At 63.5% G+C, this 25307-nt stretch carries 22 protein-coding genes; 12 read left to right on the forward strand and 10 right to left on the reverse strand.

Translation table 11 applies throughout. The features are described 5' to 3' along the window. Positions 1-41 precede the first annotated feature (41 nt). The 3 genes from LDO54_RS22385 to LDO54_RS22395 form a co-directional block, all read right to left on the reverse strand. The gene (locus LDO54_RS22385; protein ID WP_224012847.1) at positions 42-1529 is read right to left on the reverse strand and encodes an aldehyde dehydrogenase family protein; all 1488 of its coding nucleotides are present in this window, start codon (positions 1527-1529) and stop codon (positions 42-44) included. A 19-nt stretch (positions 1530-1548) separates the two neighbouring features. After that, on the reverse strand, positions 1549-2499 hold the full coding sequence (speB, locus tag LDO54_RS22390; RefSeq protein WP_205994785.1) for an agmatinase: 951 nt from the start codon (positions 2497-2499) through the stop codon (positions 1549-1551). A gap of 116 nt (positions 2500-2615) precedes the next feature. After that, positions 2616-3458, reverse strand: coding sequence for a helix-turn-helix transcriptional regulator (locus LDO54_RS22395; protein WP_224012848.1), 843 nt, complete (start codon positions 3456-3458; stop codon positions 2616-2618). Positions 3459-3698: 240 nt separating this feature from the next. Between LDO54_RS22395 and LDO54_RS22400 the strand changes: the two genes are divergently transcribed. From LDO54_RS22400 to LDO54_RS22425, 6 genes are all read left to right on the forward strand, one after another. Then, on the forward strand, positions 3699-4046 hold the full coding sequence (locus tag LDO54_RS22400; protein ID WP_224012849.1) for a cupin domain-containing protein: 348 nt from the start codon (positions 3699-3701) through the stop codon (positions 4044-4046). 65 nt (positions 4047-4111) lie between these two features. Beyond that, on the forward strand, positions 4112-4252 hold the full coding sequence (locus tag LDO54_RS22405) for a hypothetical protein (protein WP_224012850.1): 141 nt from the start codon (positions 4112-4114) through the stop codon (positions 4250-4252). Between the two features lie 25 nt (positions 4253-4277). Further along, complete coding sequence (locus tag LDO54_RS22410; protein WP_224012998.1) at positions 4278-5717, forward strand: NAD(P)/FAD-dependent oxidoreductase; 1440 nt, start codon at positions 4278-4280, stop codon at positions 5715-5717. A 19-nt stretch (positions 5718-5736) separates the two neighbouring features. Next, positions 5737-6660 (forward strand): LysR family transcriptional regulator, encoded by a 924-nt coding sequence (locus tag LDO54_RS22415; protein ID WP_224012851.1) that lies wholly within the window; start codon positions 5737-5739, stop codon positions 6658-6660. 147 nt (positions 6661-6807) lie between these two features. Continuing rightward, entirely contained in the window at positions 6808-8349 is a 1542-nt protein-coding gene (locus LDO54_RS22420; RefSeq protein ID WP_224012852.1) for a purine-cytosine permease family protein, read from the forward strand. 197 nt (positions 8350-8546) lie between these two features. Next, the gene (locus LDO54_RS22425) at positions 8547-9404 is read left to right on the forward strand and encodes a mechanosensitive ion channel family protein (RefSeq protein WP_224012853.1); all 858 of its coding nucleotides are present in this window, start codon (positions 8547-8549) and stop codon (positions 9402-9404) included. 15 nt (positions 9405-9419) lie between these two features. Here LDO54_RS22425 and LDO54_RS22430 read toward each other — a convergent pair whose 3' ends face one another. Continuing rightward, positions 9420-10814 carry a DHA2 family efflux MFS transporter permease subunit gene (locus tag LDO54_RS22430; RefSeq protein WP_224012854.1) on the reverse strand — a complete coding sequence of 465 codons (1395 nt, stop codon included), beginning with the start codon at positions 10812-10814 and terminating at the stop codon, positions 9420-9422. A 160-nt stretch (positions 10815-10974) separates the two neighbouring features. Here LDO54_RS22430 and LDO54_RS22435 point away from each other — a divergent pair, with 160 nt between their 5' ends. Continuing rightward, positions 10975-11370, forward strand: a complete 396-nt coding sequence (locus LDO54_RS22435; RefSeq protein WP_224012855.1) for a hypothetical protein — start codon at positions 10975-10977, stop codon at positions 11368-11370. 49 nt (positions 11371-11419) lie between these two features. On the opposite strand, the gene LDO54_RS22440 is transcribed toward LDO54_RS22435, so the two are convergent. From LDO54_RS22440 to LDO54_RS22465, 6 genes are all read right to left on the reverse strand, one after another. Continuing rightward, entirely contained in the window at positions 11420-11701 is a 282-nt protein-coding gene (locus LDO54_RS22440) for a DUF971 domain-containing protein (RefSeq protein ID WP_224012856.1), read from the reverse strand. Next, on the reverse strand, positions 11698-12678 hold the full coding sequence (locus LDO54_RS22445; protein WP_224012857.1) for a HEAT repeat domain-containing protein: 981 nt from the start codon (positions 12676-12678) through the stop codon (positions 11698-11700). The genes LDO54_RS22440 and LDO54_RS22445 overlap by 4 nt, the downstream gene beginning before the upstream one ends. Before the next feature lie 58 nt (positions 12679-12736). Then, positions 12737-12982, reverse strand: coding sequence for a 4Fe-4S dicluster domain-containing protein (locus LDO54_RS22450; RefSeq protein ID WP_224012858.1), 246 nt, complete (start codon positions 12980-12982; stop codon positions 12737-12739). Positions 12983-13008: 26 nt separating this feature from the next. Continuing rightward, entirely contained in the window at positions 13009-14748 is a 1740-nt protein-coding gene (locus LDO54_RS22455; protein WP_224012859.1) for a fumarate reductase/succinate dehydrogenase flavoprotein subunit, read from the reverse strand. Next, on the reverse strand, positions 14745-15536 hold the full coding sequence (locus LDO54_RS22460; RefSeq protein ID WP_224012860.1) for a GntR family transcriptional regulator: 792 nt from the start codon (positions 15534-15536) through the stop codon (positions 14745-14747). Before LDO54_RS22460 ends, LDO54_RS22455 begins: the two co-directional genes overlap by 4 nt. A 177-nt stretch (positions 15537-15713) precedes the next feature. Then, complete coding sequence (locus LDO54_RS22465; protein ID WP_224012861.1) at positions 15714-17828, reverse strand: secretin N-terminal domain-containing protein; 2115 nt, start codon at positions 17826-17828, stop codon at positions 15714-15716. Positions 17829-18758: 930 nt separating this feature from the next. On the opposite strand from LDO54_RS22465, the gene LDO54_RS22470 reads away from it, so the two are divergent. The 5 genes from LDO54_RS22470 to LDO54_RS22490 all read left to right on the forward strand — a co-directional run bounded on the left by LDO54_RS22470 (position 18759) and on the right by LDO54_RS22490 (position 25306). After that, positions 18759-20486, forward strand: coding sequence for a phospholipase C (locus LDO54_RS22470; RefSeq protein ID WP_224012862.1), 1728 nt, complete (start codon positions 18759-18761; stop codon positions 20484-20486). Positions 20487-20626: 140 nt separating this feature from the next. Next, positions 20627-22060 carry a cytochrome-c peroxidase gene (locus LDO54_RS22475; RefSeq protein WP_436975646.1) on the forward strand — a complete coding sequence of 478 codons (1434 nt, stop codon included), beginning with the start codon at positions 20627-20629 and terminating at the stop codon, positions 22058-22060. A gap of 47 nt (positions 22061-22107) precedes the next feature. Beyond that, complete coding sequence (gene gspE, locus LDO54_RS22480) at positions 22108-23544, forward strand: type II secretion system ATPase GspE (protein WP_253074416.1); 1437 nt, start codon at positions 22108-22110, stop codon at positions 23542-23544. Positions 23545-23562: 18 nt separating this feature from the next. After that, entirely contained in the window at positions 23563-24780 is a 1218-nt protein-coding gene (gspF, locus tag LDO54_RS22485) for a type II secretion system inner membrane protein GspF (RefSeq protein ID WP_224006744.1), read from the forward strand. Positions 24781-24826: 46 nt separating this feature from the next. Further along, positions 24827-25306, forward strand: coding sequence for a GspH/FimT family pseudopilin (locus tag LDO54_RS22490; RefSeq protein WP_224012864.1), 480 nt, complete (start codon positions 24827-24829; stop codon positions 25304-25306). The last annotated feature ends 1 nt before the right edge of the window (position 25307 follow it).

The raw sequence follows: 25307 nt of genomic DNA on the forward strand, positions 1-25307 counted from the left end.
CGCCGCAAACACGCATACAACACTGGAGCAAAGCCAGCCGACTAAACTGCGGCCACCGTGTGCCGCAACTCCTGATAGCTGCGCAAACCCGCCAGTCCCAGTTCGCGCCCGAGACCGCTCAAGCCCATTCCGCCCCAGCACACCTGCGGGAAGATCAATTGCGGCGTGTTGACCCAAACGAGTCCCGCGCGCAGTTCCGCCTTGTAACGGCGTTGCGCTTCGACGTCCTGCGTCACGACCGTCGCGACCAACCCGTAACGCGTGCCGTTGGCGAGCGCGATCGCCTCGTCGTCGGTGCGGAACGACTTCACGCACGCGACCGGCCCGAACACTTCATCGGTCCACAATACGTTATCGGCATCGGGCTCGGCCACCACCACGGGCGCCATGAAAAAGCCCGCGCCGCGCGCGCTGTCCGCGTTGCCGCTGAAGGCGATCTGCGCGCCCGCCGCCACGCCTTGCTCGACGAGCGCCTGCACGCGCGCGCGCTGCGCCTGCGAGATCAGCGGCCCCATCGACACGTTCTCCGCGCCCGGCGCGCCCACGTTCACCGCACGCACCGCCGCTTCGAACGCCGCCATGAATTTGCGGTAGACGTCGTCCTGCACGAGAATGCGCGCCGTCGCCGAACACATCTGTCCGGCGTTCGCGAAAGCGCCGCTCACGGCGAGCGAGACCGCGTGATCGATGTCCGCATCGGCGCGCACGATCAAGGCCGATTTGCCGCCGAGTTCGAGCGTCACGCGCTTCATGTCCAGCGCGGCCGTCTGCATCACCTTGCGGCCCACGGCGGTGCTGCCCGTGAACGAAATCTTGTCGACGAGCGGATGCGCCGAGAGTTGCGCGCCCACGTCGGCGCCGCCGTTGACGAGATTGACGACGCCATCGGGCACGCCCGCTTCGCTGACGATCTGCGCGAGCAGATGCTCGACCGGCGAAGTCAGCTCGGACGGCTTGAGCACGACGGTGCAGCCCGCCGCGAGCGCGGGCGCGAGCTTCCACGCGGTCGTCACCATCGGGAAATTCCACGGCACGATCAGCGCGGCCACGCCGACCGCTTCGTAGTAGCGCTCGCCCGTGACGGTCTCGTCGGGCAGCGCGATCGTTTCGGGCGCGAACGCGCCGGTCTCCGCGCAGAGGTCGCCGTAATACGTGAACGTGGCGATGGCGTCGCTGACGTCGAGATCGGCTTCGAACGGCGGCTTGCCGCTCACCTGCATCTGCATCGCGGCGAGGCGCGCGCGGTCCGCTTCGATCAGTTCGGCGATCTTGCGCAGCAGCTTGCCGCGCGCGGCGGGCGAGGTCGCGCGCCATGCGCCGAGCGCGTCATGCGCGGCGCGCACGGCGGCGTCGATCTGCGCGGCGCTCGCGTGTTCCTGCCAGCCGATCGTTTCGCCGGTCGAGGCGTTGTGGATCGGCGTGGCGCGTTCGGCGTCGTCGGCGTGCAGCGTGGCGCCCGCCACGAGGGCGGCGGGCAGCACGAGCGGGTCGGTGCCAGGGTCGCGGCGAAGGGGAGTGACGGTGGTCATGAGGTTAGCCCTTGAGAGTTCAGCGATACGCGACGCCCGGCATCACGCAGAGCATTTCGAACGCGAGATTCGCGCCCACGAGCGCGGTCGTGCCGGCCTGGTCGTAGGGCGGCGAGACTTCGACGAGATCGGCGCCCACCACGTTGAGGCCCTTCATGCCGCGCACGATTTCGAGGCCCTGCTGCACGGTGAGGCCGCCCACTTCGGGCGTGCCGGTGCCGGGCGCGAACGACGGATCGAGACCGTCGATATCGAAGCTCAGATACACGGGCGTGTCGCCCACGCGTTCGCGCACTTGCGCCATCAGCGGTGCGAGCGACTTGTTCCAGCATTCCTCGGCTTGCACGACGGTGAAGCCTTGCTGACGACACCAGTCGAAATCGTCGGCGTGATAGCCGGTGCCGCGCAGGCCGATTTGCGTGACCTTGTCGCATTGGAGCAGGCCGTCTTCCACCGCGCGGCGAAACGGCGTGCCGTGCGCGATCTTCTCGCCGAACATGGTGTCGTTGACGTCGGCGTGCGCGTCGATGTGCACGACCGCGACCTTGCCGTACTTCTTGTGCAGCGCGCGCAGGATCGGCCACGCGATCGTGTGGTCGCCGCCGAGCGTGATCGGCCGGCAGCCGGTCGCGACGATCTCGTCGTAAGCCGCTTCGATCAGGCGGATCGAGTCCTTCAGATCATAGGGATTGGTCGCGACGTCGCCGATATCGGCCACTTGCAGCGAGTCGAACGGCGCGGCGCGCGTCGCCATGTTGTAGGGACGCAGCAGCACCGATTCCGAGCGGATCTGACGCGGACCGAAGCGCGCGCCCGAGCGGTTCGAGGTGCCGAGGTCGAGCGGCACGCCGACGAAACAGGCGTCGAGGCCTTCGGTGCTGGTCGCTTGCGGCAGCCGCATCATGGTGGCGATGCCGCCGAAACGCGGCATGTCGTTGCCGCCGAGCGGCTGGTTGAGTTCGCGCTGCATGTTCGGTGTCTCCGATCTTGAAGTGATGACGATCGGGCGATGGTAGGCGAGACGCGCGCCGCGCGAATTACGAAGTGGAGATGTTTACATCGACGCCAATCGATGCAAAGGCCGCGTTACGCGCCCTGCAAACGGGGGCAAGCCTGGCCCCAGCCGACCAGTTCGCGCTTGGTGCGCACGCCGAGTTTCGCGAACGCGCGCTTCACATAGGACTCGGCCGTGGCGGTGCGCACGCCGAGAATTTCCGCGGCTTCGGGCACCGTGCGGCCCGTGATCAGATGCGCGCAGATTTCGTATTCGCGCTTGGAGAGGCGAATGGCGTCGGCGGCGATGCGCGCGTCGAATTGCGCGAGCGGATGCAGAAACGAAGTCGGATGCGCGACGCGCCGCGCGGCGCTGGTGGTCGCGTGCAATTCGAGCAGCGGAAACAGGAAGTCGCTCACGTTGCGAAAGCGGTTCATCTCCGCAAGCGTGAACGGCGGCGCATTGAGGGCGCGTTCGAGCGCGATCGAATGCTGGCCGTGGCGCGTGCCGCGCGCGAGCACGCATTCGTGCGCGATCAGCGCTTCGTCGAACAGGCGCTGGCGGAATTCGCCCGGCGGAATCGCGCCGATGTCGCGCACCACGAGCAGCGTGCCCACCTTGCCGCGTATGCCCGCGAACAGCGGATCGCTTTCGTAGAAGCGGTCGTAGTAGAGCGTCATCACGTCGGCAATCGTGCCGCTGTCCACGCCCACGCCGCTGCTGCCGATCCACTCGCAGCGAAAGCCCGTGGGCATGCTGCTGTCCACGCGCGAGCGTTCGATATGCACGACGTTGAGCGGCACGATTTCGTTGAGCAGAACCGTGAGGCGCGGCACGAAATCGGGCGTGCCGACGGCTTCGATCACCTGACCGAGCGTCTTGAACGAGAGCGGGAAATTCGCGGAATCGGCGTGCGGAGGGACGTTGAGCAGCATGGCGCGCACCGGAAAACAAGGCGAATCGATTATAGCCGAAGGGCTGAACGCTCCCGAGGCGGGGTTTTGCGCGCGTCGATCACACGCGCGGCAATAAGCAAGGGAAAACCCCTGGAAATATGACGAAAAGGCGGCAAAAGGCCTATTGCCCCCCCTGAGGGGGGGCATACCAGTGCGTCGCGAGTCGGTAACTTTGGCGCCACCGAATCATTTGAAACCGACACATCGAAGGAAACCAACATGAGCAAGCTGATTCACGACGTCAAGGAACTGGGCGCAGGTCTGGGCGAGTACACCAAGCTCGATTACGGCATGGACGAAGGCGACTGGCGCGGCGCCGAAGGCCAGAGCGGCAACTACGTGGTGGGCTGGTGGGAAGGCAAGGTCGGCTCGGTCGAGTTCCCGGCCACGGGCGCCGACGAAGCCGTGTGGCTCGTCGAAGGCAAGATCGCGCTGACCGACGTGAACGGCGGCCGCAAGGAATTCACGGCGGGCCAGGGCTATCTGCTGCCCGCCGGTTTCGCCGGCCGCTGGGAAACGGTCGAGGACGCGAAGAAGTTCTACGTCCTGCTCGAACCGCAGCAATAAGTCCCCCAAACCGCGCCGCCCGCCGAGGGCGCGCGGTCTCTCCCGCCTCAAGCAGTGAAGCCATCATGAGCCTCTTCGCGCACCTCCGCACCACGCCCGCCGCTCGCGGCGCATCGGCGTCCGCTTTCGTCACGACCCGCCGCGTCTGCGGCCACGCGCTTCGCCGCGCCTCCCAGGCGCTGGAACAGGAGGCGCATCATGAATGACCGCGCCCAACTCTTTGAAGCGGGCATGCCCGCCGATGCACAGACCGACGCGCGTCCCGCCGCACGTCCGCCCGTCGCGCTGGGCGTGGAAGCCGCGCTCGCCCGCACGAAACTGTTTCCCTACTGGCTCGACAATCCCGCTGAGCCGCCCGCCGAGCCGAAACTCACGAGCGATACGTGCGCCGATCTGCTGATCGTCGGCGGCGGCTTCACCGGCTTGTGGGCCGCCGTGCAGGCGAAGGAGCAGATGCCCGAACTCGACGTGGTGCTGATCGAAGCGGGCCAGGTCGCGCATGGTGCGTCGGGCCGCGCGGGCGGCATCATCTCGACGTCGGTGATGCACGGCCTGCCGAACGCCGTGCGTGTGTTCCCCGACGATATCGCCGAACTCGAAGAATTCGGCCAGCACAATCTCGATGGTTTCGAAGAGACGCTCAAGCGCTACGACATCGACGCGGATATCGAATGGAACGGCGAAATGACCGTGGCCGTCGATCCCGAGCACGTCGCGCATCTGCAGGACGATTACGATCTGCACACCGCCTACGGCCATAACGTCGTGCTGCTCGACGAGCAGGCCACGCGCGAACAACTGAATTCGCCGCTGTTCGCGGGCGCGCTCTGGTCGCGCAATCGCAGCGGCATCGTGCATCCGGCGAAGCTCGCGTGGGGTCTCAAGCGCGCGGCGCTCAAACTGGGCGTGCGGCTCTACGAACATAGCCCGCTCGTGACGGTGACCGACGAAGGCGCGACCGTGTTCGTGAAGACGCCCGAAGGCAGCGTGCGCGCGCCGCGTGTGGTGTTCGGCAGCGGCACCGCGAAGGTGGGCATTCCCGACATCAATCGCCGCGTGCTCCAGGTGCGCGACCACGTGCTCGCCACCGAGCCGCTCACCGACGAACAACTCGCGCGCATCGGCTGGAAAAATCGCCAGGGCATTTACGACACGCGCACGCAGCTCAATTACTTCCGCCTCACGAAGAACAACAACATCATTTTCGGCGGCCTTGTGAGCTATCACTTCGATGGCAATCCCGATCCGCAGCAGGATCAGCGCCGCGAAACGTATTACCGGCTCGCGCAGGCGTTCTACAAGACCTTTCCGCAACTCGCCGACGTGCGCTTCTCGCACGCATGGGGCGGGCCGATCGATTACTGCTCGCGCGGCTCGGTGTTCGCGAAACGCTATCTCGGCGACAAGGCCGTGTTCGTCGCGGGCTACACGGGTTTCGGCGTGGCCGCGAGCCGCTTCGGCGCGTTCATGGGCCTGAACATCCTGTTCGATCGAAAGAGTCCCGAACGCACGCTCGACATCGCCAATCAGAGCCCCACGTATATCCCGCCGGAGCCGGTGCGCTGGCTCGCCGCGAAGGTCACGTTCCATGCGTTCGACGGCGCGGACGCCGAAGGTGGCTGGAAGCGCGCGTGGATCAAGGGCATCAAGGCGATGGGTTTCCCGATGTAAGCACAGGCGGCGCAGCGGCATGTTCTCCAATACTTCCGATCTCGACCTGCGCCTCGTGCGGGTCTTCCTCGCCGTCGTGGACGCGCGCGGCATCACCGCCGCCGAAGCCACGCTCGGCGTGCGGCAATCCACCATCAGCTCGCAGCTTTCGGCGCTCGAAGCGCGCGTGGGCTTCACGCTCTGCGAACGCGGACGCGGCGGCTTTCGCCTCACGTCGAAGGGCGAGCGCTTCGTGGCGTCGGCGCGTGCGCTGCTGTCGGCGACCTCGCAATTCGTGGCGCAGGTGCGCGATATCGATCGCAAGCTCGTCGGCACGCTTTCGATCGGCTTGATCGGGCAGGCCTCGCATGTGGAGAACGCGCGCCTCGCCGAAGCCATCGGCGCGTTTCGCAAGCGCGATCAGGCCGTGCGGTTCGCGATGCGCGTGGCGCCGCCGCAAGAGCTCGAAGAAAGCCTCGTCAATCATCAGCTCGATCTCGCGATCGGATATTTCTGGCATCGCGTGGCGGGGCTCGATTACACCGAACTCTTCAGCGAGCGCCAGGTGATCTGTTGCGGGCGCGGGCATCCGCTCTTTCACGAAGCGCCCAACGTGACGCTCGACGATTTGCGCACGCACGACTGGATCTGGCGCAGCTATCCGGTGCCCGAGGAACTCGCGAGCATCGGCGAGCGCCAGGTCACGGCGATCGCGGACAGCATCGACGCGGCCACGGTGCTGATTCTCTCGGGCAGTCATATCGGCTATCTGCCCGAGCATCACGCGGAGCCGTTCGAACAGCGCGGCTTGATTCGCGTGTTGGGACGCTCGGCCTTCGGCTTCGATGTGCCGCTGCATCTCGCGGCCAAGCGCGGCACCGCCGATAAGCCCATCGTGCGCGCGTTTTGCGAGGATCTGCTCAACGTGTATGGCGCGCATGGCAACGAACGCGCGGCGGCATGAGCGGCACCGCGTCGCTCAGGCGTCGATACATTGGCAACGTGTGATGTGAACGTTTCGAATACGCAATATGGCGCGCACTCGTGTGATTTAGAGTGACCGTCAAAGTGGAAGACAGTGCATCGCCACGATGCGCAAGGAGTGAGACACATGGCTGACAATACGAGTATTACGCAGATCGAAACATTCGGTTTCGAACGCATTCCCGATGCTTCGCGTTACGCGCGTCCCATCGATCTGTTCCGGCTGCTGTTCGGCGGCTGCAATACCTTTTCGACATCGGTGCTGGGCGCGTTTCCCGTGCTCGTCGGCTTGTCGTTTCAGGCGAGCCTCTGGTCGATCGTGATCGGCGTGCTGGCGGGCACCTTCATGCTCGCGCCGATGAGTTCGTTTGGCCCGCGTAACGGCACCAGCGACCCGGTTTCGTCGGGCGCGCACTTCGGCATTCATGGCCGGATCGTCGGCTCGTTTCTCGCGCTGCTGACCTCGATCGCCTTCTTCTCGCTCGCCGTGTGGAGTTCGGGCGATGCGCTCGTGGGCGGCGCGCACAACATGGTGGGCGTGCCCGTGAACGGCTGGACGCTCGGCTCGGCCTACATGGTGTTCGCGGTGCTGGTGCTGGTCGTGTGCATCTACGGCTTCCGCTTCATGCTGTGGGTGAACAAGATCGCCGTGTGGGCCGCGAGCCTGATGTTCATTCTCGGCGCGTTCGCGTTCGCGAAGACCTTCGACATTCACTACGCGGGCACGCTGCAACAAGGCAGCGCCGGATTCTGGGCCGCATTCATCGGCGCGACGCTGGTGGCGCTGAGCAATCCGGTCTCGTTCGCTTCGACGCTCGGCGACTGGGCGCGCTACATTCCCGAGACCATTCCGCGCCGCCGTGTGATGGGCGCTGTCTACGCCGCGCAGATCGCGACCTTCGTGCCGTTCTTCTTCGGCCTCGCCACGGCGACGATCATCGCCACGCACGCGCCGAACTACATCGCGTCGAACGATTACGTGGGCGGCCTGCTCGCAGTGTCGCCGCGCTGGTTCCTGTTGCCGATGTGCCTGATCGCGATTATTGGCGGCATGTCGACGGGCACGACCGCGCTGTACGGCACGGGCCTCGACATGTCGAGCATGTTCCCGAAGTTCCTCAACCGCGTGCGCGCCACGCTGCTGATCGGCACGCTCGCGATTGCGTTCATCTTCATTGGCCGCTTCGCGTTCAATCTGGTGGAAAGCGTGTCGACGTTCTCGACGCTCATCTGTACGTTCAGCTGCCCGTGGATGGCGATCATGGTGATCGGCTACATGCAGCGACGCGGCTTCTATCTCGCCGACGATCTGCAGGTGTTCAATCGCGGCGGACGCGGCGGGCATTACTGGTTCACGCACGGCTGGAATCTGCGCGCGATGGGCGCGTGGCTGCCGGCGGCGTTCATCGGCCTGTCGTTCGTGAATCTGCCGGGCCAGTTCGTCGGTCCGCTCGGCTCGCTCGCAGGCGGTTGCGATTTGAGCGTGCCGATCTCGTTCGCAATGGGCGGCGTGCTGTATATCGTGATGCTCTCGCTCTTTCCCGAACCGGATGCCGTGTATGGCCCGCAAGGCCGCCGCTTCGTGCGCGGCGCGGGCAAGACGCACGCGGCGCGCGAAGATCGCGATGGCGTGCGCGCGTTTTCGGCGAATCGTGAATATGCCGAGTAAGCTGAATCGAAGCGCGCAGTAAGCGCCGATCGATCGATGTAACCGCATCGAAAGACGCAGGCATGCCGCCTGCTTCCAACTTACCAGTGCGAGCTTGCAGACTGGCCCCGTTTGATCGCCGCTTGAAGCGGCGAGGGGCGCAGCGCAGGCTCGCGTCCTTTTTTGCGCGAATTTTCGCAACAGGCTGGTGAGCGACTATGGAAGATTTTTTCAATCGATTGTTTCATTTGCAGCCCTCGCTGCTCGACTCGGTGACGCACGACGTGGTGCATCTGGTCGCCGCGGTGCTGATTCTCGCGGTGGGCTGGTGGATTTCGAATCGTGTCGCGCAACTCTCCGAGCACATGCTGGCGCGCTCGCACGCCGATCCGACGCTCGCGCCGATGCTCGCGGGCATCGTGGCGTGGGCCGTGCGCGTGATCGCGATCGTAGCGGCGCTTAGCGAAGTCGGCATCGCAACGGCGAGCGTGCTCGCGGCCCTCGGCGCCGCAGGCCTCGCCATCGGTCTCGCGCTGCAAGGCACGCTGCAAAACATCGCGGCGGGCATCATGCTGCTGTTTCTGCGGCCGTTTCGTGCGGGCGACGTGATCGAAGGCAGCGGCGCGGCGGCGGGCATCGTGCGCGAAGTGGGACTGTTCACGACGCGTATCGAGCGCGGCGACGGCAATGCCGTGTTCGTGCCGAACAGTCAGATCTGGAGCAATCCGGTCATCAATTACAGCAGCGGCGGCACGCAGCGCGTGGACGTGACGATCGATCTCGCGCGACGCGAGCAGGTCGATCCGGCGATCGGCGAACTCAAGAAGATGGTCGCGAACGAACCGCGTGTGCTGGCGGGCACGACGCTCGCGCCCGCGATTGTCGTGGATAGTTATCCCGACGACGGTGGCGTGCGGCTGCGCATGAGCGTGTGGGTGCGCGATCCCGATGCGGCGTTCGCCATCGACGATCTGCGCGAGCATGCGGGTGAGGCGCTCGCGAATGCAGGGATTGCGGTGAAGGGCGAGGAAAAGGCGCGCGAGCGCGAGGATGCGGACGCGGCATTGGCGCACTGACGTTTCAGCGGCTCATCATTTGCGAATCACGCGCACGGGCAATCCCATTGTTGCGGCCAGACACAAGCCATGCAGCGCGGTGAGCAGCACGAACGCGGGCACGAAGTGATGTGCGTGCGTTGCGCCGCTATCGCGCATCGCCAACGCCACGGTCAGCGAAATCAGCGTGGTCGCGAACGGTCCGCCAATGCGCTGCGCGATATTCAATGCGGTGTTGGCCGTCGGCAGATTCGCCTTCGGCAACGCAGCGTAAGCCGCTGAAATCGACGGCACGCTAATCGTGCCCTGACCGATTCCGGCCAGCGCGAGACTCACGAGCGCCCACGCCGTGGAGTAGGTGTGCGCGGCCATCCACGCGAACACGAGCGTGGCGGCGCACGCGAGCAGCGCGCCGCCTGCTGCGAGCGCGCGGCAGCCGAATCGCCCCGTCAACAGCCCGAGCACGGCGAACGCGGCCATCATGCCGACGCCCGTCGCCGCGAGCAGGACGCCCGCCTGCGCCGCGCTCAATCCGCAGGCGAGAATCAGATAAAGCGGCACGAGCAACTGACGCCCGAATAACATGCCGTTCGCGCAGAATTGCGTGACGGCGGCGAACGAAAAAATACGCGTGGAGAAAATGCGCACGTCGATCAGCGCGGCGTCGCCCTTACGGGCCGAATACACGATGAACGCCGCGAGCAGCAGCACGCCTGCAAGCACGCAGGCCAGCCCTGCGCTGTGCGCCGCATTCTGCAAGCCGTAGACGAGCGCGACGAGACCCGGCGAAATCAGCGCGAAACCCAGGAAGTCGAAACGCCGCCTGTCGAGCGTGTCGGCGTCGCGCGGCAGCAATCGCCAGGCCATCGCTACGCCGATCACACCAATCGGCACGTTGACGAAAAAGAGCCATGGCCACGCGGCGTGCGTGAGAATTGCGCCGGCCAGCACGGGGCCGAGTATCGGTCCGAGCAGAATGGGTAGCGTCGCGTAACCCATCACGCGTTCGAGATGCTTGCCCGCCACGCGGCCGATCATCATCTGCGCCATCGGCACGAGCATGCCCGCGATGAGCCCCTGAAACAGCCGCGCGGCGATCAACGCACTCATGCTGTGCGCGAACCCGCAGAGCGCCGAGGCAAACGTGAACGTCGAGAAGCAAAACAGGTACAGGCGTTTCGCGCCGATGCGGTCGACGAGCCAGCCGTTGAGCGGCAGCGTGAGCGCCATCGCGAGCAAATAGCCGGTCACGATCCATTGCGCGGTGGCGAGACGCGCGTCGAGCGCGTGGCCGATGGTGGACAGCGACACGTTCACAAGCGTCGAATCCATCTGCGACATGAACGAGCCGACCGACACCACCGCCGCGACTTTCCAGACGGCGGGGGCAATGCGGTCCGCCGCGGCGGGGCGTGGGGCGTTCGTCGTCATGCGAGTGGGCGTGGGTGCGGATCAGCCGCAAGCATGACGATTCGCCGCGCGGCTGGCAAGGGCCGACGCGGCATTTGTGCGCTTGCGGGCCGCGCATGCGCGATGCCATTACAATGCGGGACTTCGACTCACTTTCGACATTGCAATCGCCATGCGCGCCATGAAATTCTTTCACGCCTTCGCTCTCGCCACGCTTTCGCTGACCGGCGCCACGCTCGCGCACGCGCAAGCCGTGAGTAACGCGCCGCAACAATCGTGCTCGATCGGCACGGCGAGCGGCGTGGCCGGCGCCGCGTCGAGCATGAGCGAGTACCTCGCGCTGCCCGAGCGCGACCGCTACAAATACTTCTCGGATCATCAGATCGAGTGCGACGTGACCGACGATGGCCGCGCGAAGAAATGCGTGGGCCTGATCAATCTGCGCAACGATAAAGTCAGCGTCTACGACGACAGCGATAGCGTGACCACCACCGTGGTCGCGAAGATCGAACTGGAACACGGCACGTTTCCGGCGATCATCGTGGTGCGCAAGCAAGACATCAAATGCGAGGACTGAGGGTCGCGGCGTCGCATTGAATCAACGCGGCGCGTGATGGTCGTTTTCGTTAGCGCCGCGCGTCGAACTGTTCGAACCAGCGCCACGGAAAGATGCCGCGATCGTGCCCGTCGCTGAAGACGAGTTGCACGCCATAACCCATCGGCGCGATTTCGCGCACGCGGATCGCTTCCGCAATCTCCAGCGTGTTGCCCCCGAGGCGCGCGCTTCTGCACGCGGCGCACGGACAGGCGCGCCGTAAATCGGCGTGCGCGAAACGCTGGGTTTCGCCGCTCGGCCAGACGAGCGAAAGCGCATCGGGCGCGTTGCGCACTTCGAGCGGCGTGTTCACGATGCCTGTCCTTCGCGCTGCTGCAAAGCGATGCGCACAGCCTTGCGGACTTCAGGGTCACGGTCTTCGAGCGCCGCGCGCAAGGGCGCGATCACGTCGGGCGTATCGAGTTCGCCTAGCGCGAGCGCGGCCTCCTTGCGCAGATTGCTGATCGTGTGGTCGAGCAGCGCGATCAAGGCCGGTGCCGCGTCCGCATCCGCCATGCGGCCCAGCGCGCGTGCCGCGCGCAGGCGCACTTGCCAGTAGTCGTCCGCGAGCGCGGCAATCAGCGGATCGCGTGCGCGCGGCACGGGCAACTTGCCGAGCGTGGTGGCGGCTTCCTCGCGCACTTGCCAGTCGGCGTCGCGCAACGCGTGCAGCAAGGCATCGCCGAGCGCCGTGTCGTCGATCGGGCCGAAACCCAGCGCGCCGGTCGCCGCGCGGCGCACACCGGCCTCCTTATCGTGGGCCGCCACGCTCGCGAGTGGCGGCAGGGCGCGCGCGTCCTTGAGCCAGCCGAGCACGGCCACGGCTTCGAGCCGCACGTCGGCGTGCGCGTCGGCGAGCGCGTCGAGCGCGGGCTCGAAGGCGCTGGCGTCGCGCAATTCGCGCAGGCCGCGCAAGGCCGCGCGCCGCACGAACGGCTCGGGACGCTGCGCCCAGCGGCGCAAGACCGGTGCGCTCGCGCTGTCCTTCAGTTCGGAAAGCGCCTGCGCGGCGGCGTCGCGCACGCCTTCGTCGCTATCGAGCAGCGCGCCGCACAGCGCTTCGGCCACGCTCTCGCTTTCCCACGACGCCAGCACAGTGGCGGCTTCGCGGCGCACGTCCGGCGCGGCGTCATCGCGCAGCGCGCTCACCAGCACGCCGACGAGCGCGGGCGCTTCGAGGTCGCCGATATCGAGCACGGCGATGCGGCGCACGGTGGCGTCGTCGCTCGCGAGCCGCGCCAGCACGGCGGCGGCTTCGGGCGGCAGATCGGGTTGAGTCGAATGATTCATTGTGCAGGATGGCTAATTAATGGCGATAGGGAAGCGTTGATCAATGACGTCTCCTTCGCTATCGAAGCAAATAGGGAATCTCGACTTTCACCGCGCCGGTCGGGCAATCGCGCTCGCAAGGCATGCAATACCAGCATTCGTCGAACTGCATGTACGCCTTGCCTTTCGAGGTGTCGATGGCGAGCAGATCGAGCGGGCAGACGTCGACGCAGACCGTGCAGCCTTTATCCGCGATGCAGCGTTCCTCGTCGATGGTCACGGGCGCGCTGCTGCGTTGAAAAATCTCGTGGGGCGTATAGCTCATGATCGTTTCCTGAAGAAAACCGAGGCTCAATGCGCGGCGGCGAGGGCGTCGTCGCGCTGAATGCGCATGCGGTCGTAGGCGCCGCGTTCGTCGCTCGAAACCGGCACGATATACGGCTCGACGGGACGCTTTTCGCTGACCATGCGGCCCGCTTCGTCCTTGCGCAGATGCGTGTGGCAGAACCATTGCGCGTCGTCGCGCTGCGGATAATCGACGCGATGGTGATACAGACCCCAGCGGCTCTCGGTGCGGAACAACGAAGCGCGCGCGGCCATTTCTGCGCAGTCGCGAATGGCGCGCACTTCCGCCGCGCGCATTAGTTCATGCGGATGATGGGCCTTGATCGCACCGATATCCTCCTCGATCGCTTCGAAGCGCTGCAAGCCGATTTCCATTTTGCGCGTGGCCTTTGGCGGTTGCAGATAATCGTTCACCATGCGGCGCAATTTATATTCGACCTGAGACGGCGAGAGTCCGTGCTCGCGTTCGAGCGGGGCGTAAATACGCGCGCGTTCGGCTTCGACCTGGGCCGTGTCGAGCGGTGCGTGATCGCGGCCCGCGACGTATTCCGCGGCGTTTTCTCCGGCGAACCAGCCGTAGGTAAACGCACCGAGCATGTAATTGTGCGGCACGGCAGCCATATCGCCCGCAGCATAAAGTCCGGGCACCGTGGTTTGCGCGCGCGCATCGACATAAACGCCCGACGCGCTATGACCGCTGCAAAAGCCGATCTCGGAGATATGCATTTCCACCATCTGCGAACGATAGTCGGTGCCGCGTCCCGCGTGAAAACGTCCGCGGCTCGGGCGCTCGTTGGTGTGCAGAATCTGCTCGATGGTTTGAATGGTTTCTTCGGCGAGATGATCGAGTTTCAGGAATACCGGGCCGTTGCCGCTTTGCAGTTCGCGATAAAACTCCCACATCATTTGCCCGCTCCAGTAATCGCATTCGATGAAGCGTTCGCCCTTGCCGTTGGCCGTGAAGCCGCCGAGCGGACCCGTCACGTAGGCACACGCCGGGCCGTTATAGTCCTTGATTAGCGGATTGATCTGGAAGCATTCGAGATTCGCGAGCGCCGCGCCGGCGTGATAGGCCATGGCGTAGCCGTCGCCCGCATTGGTGGGATTCTCGTACGTGCCCATCAAATAGCCGGAGGCGGGCAAGCCAAGTCGACCCGCCGCGCCGCAACAGAGAATCACCGCTTTCGCACGCACCACGGTGAATTGCGCCGTGCGGCAGTCGAAACCGATTACGCCGCACACGGCACCGCGCGCATCGGTGAGCAGGCGCGTGGTCACGATACGATTCGTCATTTCGATGCGCGCGCGTTTAAGCTGACGATACAGAATCTTCTTGATATCGTGGCCTTCGGGCATCGGCAACACATACGCGCCCATGTGATGCACTTTCTTGACCGCGTAATCGCCGTTGCCGTCCTTTTCGAATTTCACGCCCCAACGGTCGAGCTGTTCGATAGTCGTGAAGCTGTGTTTCGCATAGGCGTACACGGCTTCCTGATCGACGATCCCGTCATTGGCGATGGTGATTTCGCGCGTATATTGTTCGGGCGTGGCGTGGCCGGGAATCACGGCGTTGTTCAGGCCGTCCATCCCCATCGAAATCGCGCCGCTGCGTTTCACATGCGCTTTTTCCAATACCAATACCTTGAGCGCGGGATTGCGCTCCTTCGCCTTGATGGCGGCCATCGGGCCGGCGGTGCCGCCGCCAATCACCACGATGTCGTAATCGACCACTTCGGTATTCATTGCGTTTTCCTCGGTTGCGAACGGCCGCGCGTGCGCGGTTGAGCAGCTTTCTCGCGATCCACGCGCAAGCGGTACTGGAAGGCGTCGCCGCGAAAGTAGAGATATTCGAAGTCGATCGGCATGCCTTGTGCATCGTGGGTCGTGCGTTCGATGCGCAGGATGGGACTGCCTTCTTCCACGCGCAGCGCGTCGCCGATTTCGTCGTCGGCGAGCATCGCGTCGATCGAGACATCGGCATGACCGAGCGCGACGCCGCAATCGTTTTCGAGTATCAGGAAGATGTCGCGCGTGGCGAGATCGGCGTTCGCGAGACGCTTGCCGAGCGACTCGGGCAGCCACGTGAGTTCGAGTGAAACGGGCTCGCGATTGAGCAGGCGAACGCGGCGGATTTCGGTCACGTTCGCGCCTTCGGGTAGATCGAGTTTCGCGGCGATAAGGCGGTCGGCTTTCGTGACGCGAAAGCGCCGCAATTGATTGACGATCTCGTAGCCCATCGACGACATCGCCTCCGCGAAACCTTGCAGCGAAGTCACGTTCTGGAACGCGCGCGGCTTGGACACAAACGTGCCCTTGCCATGCAGTTTGAAGACGAGCCCTTCCTTTTGCAGATCGCCGAGCGCCTGGCGCACGGTGATGCGGCTCACGCCGAACATCGCGCAGAGTTCGTGCTCGGACGGCATGCGGCTGTGCGGCGGATAAGCGCCGTCGAGAATGCGCGCGCGCAGCGTCTCCTTGATTTGCGCATAGAGCGGCTGCGGTGCGAGCGCGATGAGATTCGTATTGGCCATCGGTTTGCGGGGTTGCCGTGTCGCGGACTTGTTATGACAAGATGATCCGCAGTGTAGGCAAGCCCGCGTGCGCGGCAAACGAAGGATTTCTGCTAAGGATGTGCCGTCGCGCAATTTGCGCGCGGGCGCGGCCAGCGGCGGCCGCGCCCCGCTGGCGCGCGTCTTGTCGTGTGCCGCTTACGGCGCAGCAGTCGGAATGCCTTCCGTCGTGGCCGGGGAGGCCGCCGATTGCCGGACGTGAGTCAGGTCGATGATCTCGTTCCCATGCCCGTGCAAAGGCGGCAGCGCGGGCACGGTGTCGTCCTTGATCATCCAGTTATCGGACTGATAACTGGCCGAGCGCGCCTGCATATAGCCGTAGCGATCGGAGGCAATGGCCTGAAGCATCGCGCCGTCGCGCACGATCACGGGCCGCAGAAAGATCAGCAGATCTTTTTTCTCACGGCTTTTCGTTTCATGCCGGAACAATGCGCCGATCACGGGAATTTTCGAAATCCATGGCGTGCGCGTATTGCCGTTCGTGTAGCTGTCGCTGATGAGGCCGCCCAGCGCCACGATCTGTCCGTCGTCCGCGAGAATCGTGGTCTGCAACGAACGTTTGTCGATGGTAAAGCCGCCCGATTGATCGCTCGTGCCGCTCTCGACGCTCGAATCTTCCGAATAAACCTGCATCGTGATCGTGCCGCCTTCGTTGATGCGCGGCTTGACGTTCAGAATAATGCCGACGTCCGTACGCGAATACGTATTGAATGCATTCGCCGCCGACGAACTCGACGAACTCGTGGAATACGAGCCCGATTCGATTGGCACGTTGCTGCCCACGAGAATGCGCGCCTCGTGATTATCGAGCGTGACGAGACTGGGCGTCGAAAGCACGTTCACATCGGAATTCGTCTGCAAGGCGCGGAACAGGCCTTTCGTCCCGAGAATATTCCCGAAGCCCGCCACGACGCCCACATCGGTCGTGGACGCGGCGAGCGACGTGAGACCCGACGTGGTCAGCCATTCAATACCGAATTCGCCGTCTTTCTCGGAGGTGACTTCCATGATCAGCGATTCAATATACACCTGAACCTTGCGCTGATCGAGTCGCGCGATCACCGTGCTGAGATTTCTGAATACCGGTTCCGGCGCGGTGATGATCAGCGAATTCGTGGAGGTATCCGCGACGATTTCACTGCTGCCTTTCTCGCCTTGATCGTCGCTGGAATGCGAGTCGCCGGAGCCGCTGCTCGCGGAACTACCCGACGTGGACGATGTTGTGCTTTTCGTGGAAGACGACGTATCCGATGTGCTCGGCAAAGGCGGCAACGATCCATTGCTGCTCGGCAGGCCGGAGGAACTCTGTGCGCTGCCGAGCGCGCTCGCGAGCGAGTCGCTGCTGCCGCTCGATTGCCCCAGAATCTCGCGCAGCGTCTTCGCGAGATCGGTTGCATCGGCGTTACGTAAGGTGACGATATGGATGTTGCCGGGCGCGCGCGTTGGCGTGTCGAGCTTGACGACCAGCGATTGCGCTTCGTCGAGCCGCGCCGCGCTGCTCGAACGCAGCAGGATCGCGTTGCTGCGCGTGTCCGCTGTGACCACTACTTTCTGTGTCGGATCGTTATTGCCGATGCCGTTCAGATCGAGCATTTTGGAGGCTTGCTGCACGACGTCGGTAGCATCGGCGTAGTTCAGCTGCACGACCGCGATGTGCGGTGCGGATGCGGCTTCCATTCCCGCGATGATGGTCGCGATGCGCCGCACGTTGTCGGCGTAATCGGTTACGACCAGCGTGTTGTTGCTCGCATTCGCGGTGATCGTATTGTTCGGCGAAATCAGCTGCCGCAAAGTCGGTTGCAGCGCGGTGGCGGATTCGCGATGAAGCTGAAACACCTGCGTGATGACCTGATCGCCGTGCGCGACGGGCTGATTGCCCACGTAGGTCGGCACGCCCTGATCTTTGGCGTCCACTTCCGGCACGATCTTGAGTACGCCATGATCCTGGAGCAGCGAGAAGCCGCGCATCCGCAGGGCCGATTGCAGCGTCTTGAGCGCCTCGTCGTCGGGCACCGGATTGGCCGAGACGAGATCCAGCTGGCCTTTGACACGCGGATCGACAATGATGGTCTTGCCCGTCGCTTCGCCAATGGCGTGCGCCACGGCGCCGATATCCGCGTGCGCGAAGTTCATGACCACGGAAGCGGCGGCGGCCTGGGCGTAAAAGGCGAGGCACGCGGCGGCGGCCAGTAGCGCCGTTTTCGGGCGCGAGGGCGGAAGCGGCGCAGCCGTTCCGCGTTGTGGGGCGTTCATTGTCGCGTGGGCGTCGAAGAAATGTGCAAACATTGGCTTAGGGGCGAGCCATGGTAATTAGATTGAATCGCAGTACGAATCGACGATTTTTAATGGCGGACGGGGAGGCGTGAGGAGGGCGTCGTCTGATACTCAAATGGATGGGCCGGCTGACTCGATTCGATAGAGCGACGAAGTCTATTTTTTCAACGTGGCCGGAGAGTGACGTTTCGTCGGCGCAAAAATTAGCGAATATTTCCAGAGCGCATGCGCATGCCATCCATTCCTCACCGTGGTGTAGTGATTGGATGGAAAAGGTAAGTGTGTGATCCACGCCGGCCGGCATGGCGATCGAAGCCTTGCCAGCCGGGCGGAAAGCGCTTTAGTTCGCGCCCTGGCGGCAATCTGGCGGCGGTCCATTGGGCGGCGGACCGTCGGGATGATGGGGCGGCGCGGAGCCATCGAAACGGGCGTTTGCATCGTCGGACGGCGGATGACCGGGAGGTGGTCCGGGCGGCGGGCCACCGCAAGGCGGCCGAGGCGGCATGCCGTTTGAATCGGCGTTTCCGTTGTATTGCTGGGCGAGCGCGCAACATGACGCGCCCGCCAATGCAACGAGCGTAATGAAATGCTTGAGTCTCACAAGATGCTCCGTCTGATCTTCTGGTTTTTGATCTTGAATGGTTGATCGCGCAACGGCATTGGAGTGCGTTACGGATGCGCAGTATTGCGTGAATAGATGACACTGCGCATCACGTATTCGTGCTTTCTCTTATGTATTTTTTTGGAAGGAATTCAATTGGAAAGAATCGTGAACAAGCGGTGTTCTGGTTGAAATAATCGATACGTTTCGACGTCACATTGGCCATGCATCATTCCCCGCGCTGGAAAAAGAGCAAAGTCGTAGTCATTCAAAGAACAGCAAATCAACGAGAAAAGAAGGGGATTTTGATGCGCCGAAAAGTGACAGCCATTACGCTGGCTGCGATTGCAAGCTGGCTAGCCGCGTGCGGCAGCAGCACCAACAGCACCACAGTCAGCGCGCAGGATGCGCTGACCACCGCCACCCCGATCAAGCATCTCGTGGTGATCTACGGTGAGAACCAGTCGTTCGATCATTACTTCGGGACTTATCCGAATGCGGATAACCCGTCGGGCGAACCGGCATTCACGGCGGCTTCCGGTACGCCGACCGTCAACGGCCTGACGACCACGCTGCTAACCGATAACCCGAACTCGTATAACGCCACCAATCTGACGATCTCCGGCATTACGGCGGCGTATCTCGAACCGTTCCGTATCGACCGCTCGCAGGCGAACACGGCTTCGCAGAACCACAACTACAGCCCCGAACAGGAAGCCGAGGACAACGGCGCGATGGACGAATTCCCGTATTACACGGGTAAAGCGACCACGAGCGGTTCCGGCGTGTTCGACACGAAGGGCATGGTGATGGGTTACTTCGACGGCAACACCGTCACCGCGATGTGGAATTACGCGCAGCACTTCGCGATGAACGACAACGCCTACACGGGCACGTTCGGCCCGTCCACGCCGGGCGCACTCGAAGTCATTTCCGGTCAGACCAACGGCGTCACGCTGACGACGGGCACGAGCACGAACAGCACGAGCATTTCGACCGGCACCTCGCTGAGCACGCAGGCGATCGCGGACGGCGCGGATGGCTTCACGCTGATCGGCGACCTCGATCCGACCAACGACACGTGCACGATTTCGAACGACAGCAGCACCACGGTCACGGCCGCGATGACGTCGTCGAACAAGAACATCGGCGATCTGCTGAACTCGGCGGGCATCACCTGGGGCGGCTTCATGGGCGGCTTCAATCTGGATACCGTCAACGCCAACGGCACGACCGGTTGCTCGCGCAGCACGTATTCGTCGGTGCTCAATTCGTCGATCGTCGACTACGTGCCGCATCATGCGTGGTTCCAGTACTACACGACGACCTCGAATCCCGCGCATACGCGCCCGACCTCGACGGCCGACATCGGCTACACCGAGCCGAAGGACAGCACGTCGACGCCGGTGCATCACCAGTACGACATCAACGACTTCTACACGGCGGTGAAGGCCGGCAATTTCCCGTCCGTGAGCTTCCTGAAGGCGCCGGCAGTGCAGGACGCGCACGCGGGCAATTCCGATCCGCTCGACGAGCAGGCGTTCGTGACCAACGTCGTGAACTTCCTCGAAGAACAGCCGGACTGGAAGAACACGGCGGTCATCATCGCGTATGACGATTCGGACGGCTGGTACGACCACCAGTACATCACGCCGACGAGTGCCTCGTATTCGAGCAACGACTACCTGAACGGTTCGAGCACCTGCGGTTCGGGTACGGCGCCGCTCGGCGTGGCGGGTTCGCCTGCCAATGGCCGTTGCGGTCCGGGAACGCGCACGCCGTTCATCGTGATCTCGCCGTGGGCGCGCAGCAATTACGTGGATAGCACGGCGATTACGCAGGCGTCGATCACGCGCTTCATCGAGGACAACTGGCTGGGCGGCACGCGCATCGGCAGCGGTTCGTTCGACGATACGGCGGGCAGTATCACGGCGATGTTCAATTTCAGTGGCAGCGGCAATAACAGCAAGCTGTATCTGGATTCGAACTACGGCACCAAGCTGTCTTCGGCGCCAGCCATATCGGTGACCAACTAGCGGCACGGCCCCATTTCAGGCGTGACCTGAATGGCGAGTCAGCGCGATGTGCTGACTCGCTGCTTGCCGTTTTGCTGTTTCGCTGTTTCGCCAATTCGAAGAACGTCCGTATCACGCTTTAATTTTTCGTTGCCGTCACCATGAATTCAAGCTCGAATGTTGTTCCGCCATCGGCCGCGCCGGATAAACAGGCTCCTGCCGGGCGAAGCCGATATGGCTTCGTTATCTGTTTCGTGCTGGCCGTCCTGCTGCTGATGATGGCGTGCGGCGCGTATGCCTTCATGCACCCGGAGCGCATGCCGAATGCCGTCGGTGAACTGCTCGAAGATGAGTTCGGTGTGAATCCGCATCCGGTCCATCTGATGCGGCCGCAAACTGCGCAGCTGAGTTTGCTCGCGCAGATCGGCAAACAGATTTTCTACGATCCGTCGCTGTCCGCTTCGGGTACGCAGTCGTGCGCGTCGTGTCATAGCCCGCAGCACGCGTATGGTCCGCCCAATGCGCTTTCGGTGCAGTTGGGCGGCGAGCATTTGACGTTGGCAGGGTACCGGCCGCCGCCTTCGCTGACCTATCTGTATCGTCAGGCCAACTTCAGCATCGGTCCCGATCCGGTCGATATGGATACGACGCCGGTGAGTCTCGCCGATACCGCGCAACAGGCGCAGGGCGTGGCGTGCGCGCAGAAGAACGCGGGCGTGGCGCCCGCGGCGCCCGCGATGGTGCCGCAAGGCGGGCTGTTCTGGGACGGCCGCGCCGACACCTTGCAGGCCCAGGCGATGGGGCCGCTGTTCAATCCGGTTGAAATGGCCAACACGAGCGAAGCCGAAGTCGCGCAGAAATTGCAGCGCGCGGGCTACGCGGAGCAACTGAAGAAACTGTTTGGTCCGGCCATGATGCGCTCGCCGGTGATGCTCGTGGATGAGGCGATGTCCGCGGTCAGCCGTTACCAGATCGAAGATGCGTCGTTCCATGAATTCAACAGCAAATACGATGAATGGCTCGAAGGCAAGGCGCGCCTGAGCAAGACTGAACTGCGCGGCCTGCGTCTGTTCAACAATCCCGACAAGGCGAATTGCGCCGGTTGCCACTTGAGCAAGCCTGGCCGCGATGGTTTGCCGCCGCTCTTTACCGATACGCAGTACGAAGCATTGGGCGTGCCGCGTAATCCGGCGCTTGCGCAGAACAAAGACCCGAAATTCTTCGACATGGGCGTGTGCGGGCCGTACCGCCAGGATATCGCGAGCCAGACGCAATATTGCGGCATGTTCCTGACGCCGACGCTGCGTAACGTCGCGACGCGCCAGACCTTCTTCCATAACGGCGTGTATCACGACCTCAAACAGGTGATGGACTTCTACAACCTGCGCGAGACGAGCCCGGAGAAAATCTATCCGCGCGATGCGGCAGGCAAGGTGGAGAAGTACAACGATTTGCCCGCGAAATACGCGGCGAATGTCGATATCGCGGATGCGCCCTTCGATCGAAAATTCGGCGACAAGCCAGCGATGACGGATCAGGATATCGACGACATCATCGCGTTCCTGAAGACATTGAACGACGGATACAAGCATTGAACGCGGTTCTCGACAATCTGGCGCCGTCGAGCGAAAAGTATTCGTCGATGGCGGCCCGCCTCATTCCCTACGGCTTCGCTAAAAGCGGGCAGTTGCTCGTTGCGCAGCAGCGCGCCGAGGGTCTCGAAGTGTGGATCAGCGATCGCACGTCTGCTGCGGCGATTGCCGAGGTGGCGCGTAACTTCGGCGCGTTCTCGCTCGTGCGCGTGCCTGCTGATGAACTCGCGCAGGCGATCAATCAGGCGTATGCGCGTCAGGACGGCAGCGCTGCGCAGGTTGTCGGCGAAGTCGAAGGCGAGGTCGATCTTTCGCGGCTCATGCAGGACATTCCCGAGGTGGAAGACCTGCTGGAATCGGAAGACGATGCGCCGATCATCCGCATGATCAACGCGCTGCTCACGCAGGCCGCGCGCGAGCAGGCTTCCGATATTCATATCGAGCCGTTTGAAAATGCGTCCGTGGTGCGTTTTCGTGTCGACGGCACGCTGCGCGATGTCGTGCGTCCAAAGAAGGCACTGCACGGCGCGCTGATCTCGCGGATCAAGATCATGGCGCAGCTCGACATCGCAGAGAAACGTCTGCCGCAAGACGGACGTATCACGCTGCGTGTTGGCGGGCGTCCGGTTGACGTGCGTGTGTCCACCCTGCCGACGGGCCACGGCGAACGCGCCGTGCTGCGTCTGCTGGAAAAAGACGCCCAGCGCCTGAATCTTGAAGCACTCGGCATGGCCGCCGATACGCTCGGCAAGTTCGATCAGCTGATCGCGAAGCCGCACGGCATCGTGCTCGTAACCGGCCCGACCGGCTCCGGCAAAACGACCACGCTCTACGCGTCGATGTCGCGGCTCGAAACGGCCACGACGAACATCATGACCGTGGAAGACCCGATCGAGTACGACCTCTCGGGCATCGGGCAGACGCAGGTGAATGAGCGTATCGGCATGACGTTCGCGCGTGCGCTGCGCTCGATTCTGCGTCAGGACCCGGACATCATCATGATCGGCGAAATCCGCGATCTGGAGACGGCGCAGATTGCGGTGCAGGCTTCGTTGACCGGTCACCTCGTGCTCGCCACGCTGCACACGAACGATGCGGCTTCGGCGGTGACGCGTCTGACCGATATGGGCGTCGAACCTTATCTGCTCGCCTCGTCATTGCTTGGCGTGCTTGCGCAGCGACTCGTGCGTCAGCTGTGTCCGCATTGCAAGGAAGAACGCGTCGAGGACGACGGCCGCAAGCGCTGGCATCCGGTGGGCTGCGAGCGTTGCGGGCAATCGGGCTATTCGGGCCGACGTGGTGTGTACGAACTGCTGCTCATCGACGAGCCGATCCGCAACCTCATTCACCGCAACGCCGCCGATGCCGAGATCTTCAACGCGGGCCGTGAGCAAGGCATGCGCACGCTGCGCGAGGATGGCGAGCGCTGGATCGACTCGGGCCGCACGTCGCTCGAAGAAGTGCTGCGCGTGACCGGCGGCGCATAAGCGGAGGCGATCAGCAACATGCCAGCATTTCGCTTTGAAGCGATCGACGCCGCAGGGAAGGCGCAAAAAGGCGTACTCGATGCCGACAGCGCGCGCAGTGCGCGTGCGCAGTTACGTGGGCAAGGACTCACGCCGCTCGTCGTCGAACCGGCGGCGACGCGCACGCGCGGCGCGCGTCAGCAGCGGCTTGCACTTGGCCGCAAACTCTCGCAGCGCGAACAGGCAATTCTCACGCGGCAACTTGCGAGTCTGCTGATCGCAGGTTTGCCGCTGGGTGAAGCGCTTGCGGTACTCACCGAACAGGCGGAGCGCGACTACATCCGCGAATTGATGGCCGCAATCCGCGCAGAAGTGCTCGGCGGTCATTCGCTCGCGAATGCGCTCACGCAGCATCCGCGAGACTTCCCGGATATCTATCGTGCGCTCGTTGCGGCAGGCGAACACACGGGCAAACTGGGCATCGTGCTCTCGCGTCTCGCCGATTACATCGAGCAGCGTAACGCGCTCAAACAGAAGATCGTCCTTGCATTCACGTACCCGACGATCGTCACGATCATCGCATTTGGCATCGTCACGTTTCTGCTGAGTTATGTGGTGCCGCAGGTTGTGAACGTGTTCGCGAGCACGAAGCAGCAACTGCCGTTTCTGACCATCGTGATGATGGCGCTTTCGGGCTTCGTGCGTCAGTGGTGGTGGGCGGTTCTGATCGCGGTGATGATCGTCGCTTGGATCGTGCGCGGGACGCTAAGACGTCCCGGGCCGCGTCTCGCGTTCGACCGCTGGCTGCTCACCGCGCCGCTCGCGGGCAAGCTCGTGCGCGGCTACAACACGGTGCGTTTCGCGAGCACGCTCGGCATTCTGAGCGCGGCGGGCGTGCCGATTTTGCGCGCGTTGCAGGCGGCGGGCGAAACGCTGTCGAACAAGGCGATGCGCAACAACATCGACGAAGCGATCGTGCGCGTGCGTGAAGGCACGTCGCTTTCGCGTGCGCTCGGGAATACGAAGACGTTTCCTCCGGTGCTCGTCCATCTGATCCGTTCAGGCGAAGCCACCGGCGACGTCACGACGATGCTCGACCGCGCCGCCGAAGGCGAAGCACGCGAACTCGAACGACGCACGATGTTCCTGACGAGTTTGCTGGAGCCGCTATTGATTCTGGCAATGGGCGGCGTCGTGCTGGTGATCGTGCTCGCGGTGATGCTGCCGATCATCGAATTGAATAATCTGGTGCAGTGAAGTCGAGAAGGCAATGCGAAGTTTAAAACGACCCGAAGTGCCGAAGATGAAAGCGAAACACCGCACGCATCGCGCCGCCGGTTTCACCCTGCTCGAAATGCTCGTCGTGCTGGTGATCGCGGGGCTGCTGGTTTCGCTGGCGTCGCTGGCGATGACCCGCAATCCGCGCACCGATCTGAACGAGGAGGCGCAGCGTCTCGCCTTGCTGTTCGAATCGGCGGACGACGACGCACAAGTCCGCGAGCAGTCCATCGCATGGGAACCCGTGCAAGGCGGCTATCGTTTCGATATTCATACGCACGACGGCTGGCGTCCGCTGCGCGACGATTTGCTCGGGCCGCGCAACTGGGACGGCGGCGTGACCGATGTGCGGATTTCGTCGCCGGGCGAACGCGACGATACGCCGGAGTCTCGCATCGTGTTCGGCGTCGAGGCCGTGGATGCGCCCGTGAACATCACGCTCTATTCCGCAGCGGGCACGGCGACGATTGTCGGCACCGGTAACGGCCGCTTCGAGGTGCGATGAC

Origin of the sequence: Paraburkholderia tropica, from assembly GCF_914484835.1 — a bacterium.
Classification (GTDB): Bacteria; Pseudomonadota; Gammaproteobacteria; order Burkholderiales; family Burkholderiaceae; genus Paraburkholderia; species Paraburkholderia tropica_A.